At 48.0% G+C, this 3,228-nt stretch carries 5 protein-coding genes and 1 pseudogene; 2 read left to right on the top strand and 4 right to left on the bottom strand.

Annotation, left to right across the window (positions count from 1 at the left end):
- The coding region (locus G544_RS22270) for a hemagglutinin repeat-containing protein (RefSeq protein ID WP_147654628.1) at positions 1 to 189 on the bottom strand (189 nt) is incomplete at its 3' end.
- Between G544_RS22270 and G544_RS22775 the strand changes: the two genes are divergently transcribed.
- Positions 101 to 313, top strand: a complete 213-nt coding sequence (locus tag G544_RS22775) for a SymE family type I addiction module toxin (RefSeq protein ID WP_036024538.1) — start codon at positions 101 to 103, stop codon at positions 311 to 313. The two genes, G544_RS22270 and G544_RS22775, sit on opposite strands and share 89 nt — an antisense overlap.
- Before the next feature lie 5 nt (positions 314 to 318).
- Complete coding sequence (locus G544_RS0117905) at positions 319 to 651, top strand: hypothetical protein (protein ID WP_027275856.1); 333 nt, start codon at positions 319 to 321, stop codon at positions 649 to 651.
- A gap of 85 nt (positions 652 to 736) precedes the next feature.
- On the opposite strand, the gene G544_RS22385 is transcribed toward G544_RS0117905, so the two are convergent.
- The 3 genes and pseudogenes from G544_RS22385 to G544_RS21885 form a co-directional block, all read right to left on the bottom strand.
- Positions 737 to 1,207 (bottom strand): hypothetical protein, encoded by a 471-nt coding sequence (locus G544_RS22385; protein ID WP_027275855.1) that lies wholly within the window; start codon positions 1,205 to 1,207, stop codon positions 737 to 739.
- A 321-nt stretch (positions 1,208 to 1,528) separates the two neighbouring features.
- Positions 1,529 to 1,759 (bottom strand): hypothetical protein, encoded by a 231-nt coding sequence (locus G544_RS22380; RefSeq protein WP_027275854.1) that lies wholly within the window; start codon positions 1,757 to 1,759, stop codon positions 1,529 to 1,531.
- Positions 1,759 to 3,228, bottom strand: a pseudogene (locus G544_RS21885) (hypothetical protein); the annotation flags it as partial. The gene G544_RS22380 and the pseudogene G544_RS21885, both read right to left, overlap by 1 nt.

The following is a 3,228-nucleotide window of genomic DNA, read 5'->3' as shown; positions in this document are numbered from 1 at the left end:
GGTGAGGTTCTTGCCCACGTCAGCGATGATGCTGCTGCCCTTGGCCGCAGCGCCAGAGAGGGTAGTGTCGCCGCCGCTCTGGATAAACAGGGTATAGACTATCCGCCTTGGCGGCGCATGGCTGACCGAGGCCGGTTTTACCGAGGGGATGCCGCTCAAGATTCGGGTGATGCCGGGCTGTATCGTCATTACTGCTCAAAACGCTAATGAACTATGGAGCTGTTTAGAAGGGCTAAGCATTGCGCCGTTTGATGCGTCGGCGGCAGTACGATGGCTTCGAGGCTATCCCGGCGGCCTGATGGTAACGGAGTAAACACGATGAAGATAATCTACATGCACGACAAGATGTTGCCTGAGCTGATGCTAACTGGCTCATGCCTTGCCGAAAACGGCTTTACGGCCAACGTTTCCGTCAAGATCCAGCGGGAAGAACAGGGATTGAAGATTACATTGGTAACAGAGGAGAAGGCGTGGTGCGATCTTTGCCACTATGCTGATGCCAGTGTTGCTCCAGATGTAATCCACGAAGACGGCTCTCTGTACCTTGCTGGCGAATGGTTGGCGGCGTTGGGTATTACCGCTGACGCCAGGTTTGACATGGAAATTGTTGAGAAAATGATTGTGATTAAGGTGCTTGAGCAGCGGCATTAACGTCAGAAAATCCGGCCAGTTTTTGCTGGCCGGGGTTCCATTGAGCCTGTACATGTAATCATGTACAGGCTCAAGTGGTCATTTGTTAAACCGTAATTTCATAAAGAGTATCAGGAGGAGCGCGATATTTCTCAAAATCGGCATGAATGACATCATAGAGTTCAGATAAATTTATCTTTTTTATCGTTTCAATCTGGTTGCAGTCCGTCATGGCAACTACCATCTTTTTGGCATTTGTTATCTTGATCATATCAACTAGTGTATCCAGAAGGATATTCAGACGCTTCTTTGGATCGCTGGGAAAGCCGATATCACATGATTCAGGGTCGTATTCAAGATAGTCAATTAAATAGGTAGCATTAATAGAATTAGGACCATCGGCAATATCAAATATGAAAAGCTCTTTGGTTGGAATGAATTCAGATGGATAATTAAATAATTCCTTTTCAGTAATCGATTGAATATTAAGAGAACTATTCTTAATATATTCTTTTAATAGAGCTGCCTCATTCATTCCCAAAGTCGGCTCTAGATATCCATATACATCGTTTGACATAGTTATTCCTATTTCTTGTCTTCAATCCAAGGACCAATGGCTTTACCGTCTTTGTCCATTTTACGATAGTACTGCTTATCGACGTATCCTCGGTCATTATAAGTAATTTTATGTTCATGCGGAGGAACTTTATTATTCTCATCATAGCCTAACTGTCCGTGGGTTTTTTGTTGCCCATAATCTTCACGTGAGAATGTTCTTGGGGGGTTATTGACAACTCCTCGATTGAGGTGGGACTTTGTGATGGGGTCATTTGGATTCGGGTGCCGATCAAGTGGCATTAGAGCCTGTACACAGGATGGTGTGCAGGCTCATAACAGACTAAAATCCCTTTATTTTCAGTAGGCGAGCCAAAATTATTCCAAAGCCCAATATTCCTCCCCCAGTACTGCCAACCTTCAAGCCTTTTAAAATTCCAGAATATTCTAGCTCAATATACCCATAGGCTAAATATTTGATAAAAAGTAAAATAGCATATGATATTTCGGCGATTATAATCCCTGATATCATAGAAATAGCTATAGTGACGAAAACAAAAAATAATAGCTTCATTATTTTCCACCATGTAAGATTTTATCTTCAATGACTTTTTTCATTTCAGTTCCTGTCATCTCTGATGTAATAGATGAGCCCATATTACCGGTAGAGGCTGGTATACTACTCGGTGACATTTCTTTAGATAATCCAAGTAGACCTTTAATGTCAGTATATTTGAGCTGATTATAGTCAAATTTGGGATCCCATCCTCCGGTTATCCATTTTCCCGCTGAATTTACAGTAGGCTTCACGATATAATTGCCAACGCCATATCCCAGCCCAGAACCAACCCCACTAATCAATCCACCAGCAAATGGATTTTCATCTTTTGTATAGCTGGACAACGCACCGCCAGCACTATTCCAAGCAACAGTTCCCCGGAAGCCGCTGCCTGTGGTTGCCATGCCTACCCAGCTAGCGTAAACGGCATCCCTTGGATCTACCGTGTCATTAACAAAATATTGAATACCCACATTAGCTCCAGTGCTCACCGCGCCGTTAATTAAAACAGATTTGGGTAATACTGGTAAAAAGACAACCGTTCCGCCGATAAGTATCGCATCTTGACATTCTTTTATATTTTCACTGCAAGCAACGTCAAATACATTTTTCATTTCTTGGCGGATTTCTTCGTCTGTTTTGCCAACCATGGAAGAAACAATAGCATTATTGTCCAGCTCCTGCTGAATCCCAGCCGCTGCACTGGCTACATCCCCACCAGAAGCCCCAACAACCCCCGCGATAAGGCTGGATATCAAATCTTCCCGCGCCTTCTTCTCCTCCGAAGTCATATCCTCCACGGCTTTGCTTTTATCGTTCAAAATGGCATTAGCAATCACCCCCGCAGCCGTCCCCAGCCCGGCGCTGGCGCAGTCGCCGCCTTGGCCAGCCTGTGAACCGCAGGCGGCTAAGCCTTGCAGAACGGCGCGGGCGGCTTCGCCCTCAACCGTGCCTTCGCCAATGCGGTCCGCCAGCTTCTTGATTTCCTGCGCGCCCATGCCCTGCACGTAGTTCAGCACCGCCGCCTGGGCTAGTCCGTCCATACCGCCCATGATGTTGCCGCCGGTGGCGGCGGTGATAGCGGTAATGGCCTGGCTGTACGCGCCACCCGGAGCCCACTTGAGGGCGTCGAGGTAGTCGGCGTTGGTCTCCGGGTCGATACCCTGCTTTTCCAGGTCCTTCTTCAGCGCGTCGGCCTCTTTAGCCTTGTTCACCACAAAGGTACCGACTTCGTTCTGGAAGGCGCGGGTGATTTCAAACCCGGCGTCGATTTTCTTCTTATCGCGCTCGTACAGGTTATCGACGGCGTTAGTGCCGTCGCGGTCGCTGCTGACGTCGCGGTTAAGGTTGGCGATAGCCTCCGCCGCCGTCTGGCCGGTGCGGGCCTGTTGGCCCGCTTCGTCGCGAATGGTGACGTCGCCGCCGCTGATGCCCGCGCGAGTGGTGCTGCTGTCGCTATCGCTGGCGCTCATATAAATCGGCGT

Source organism: Leminorella grimontii ATCC 33999 = DSM 5078, assembly GCF_000439085.1.
GTDB lineage: Bacteria > Pseudomonadota > Gammaproteobacteria > Enterobacterales > Enterobacteriaceae > Leminorella > Leminorella grimontii.
This window is presented reverse-complemented; position numbering and strand designations above follow the sequence as displayed.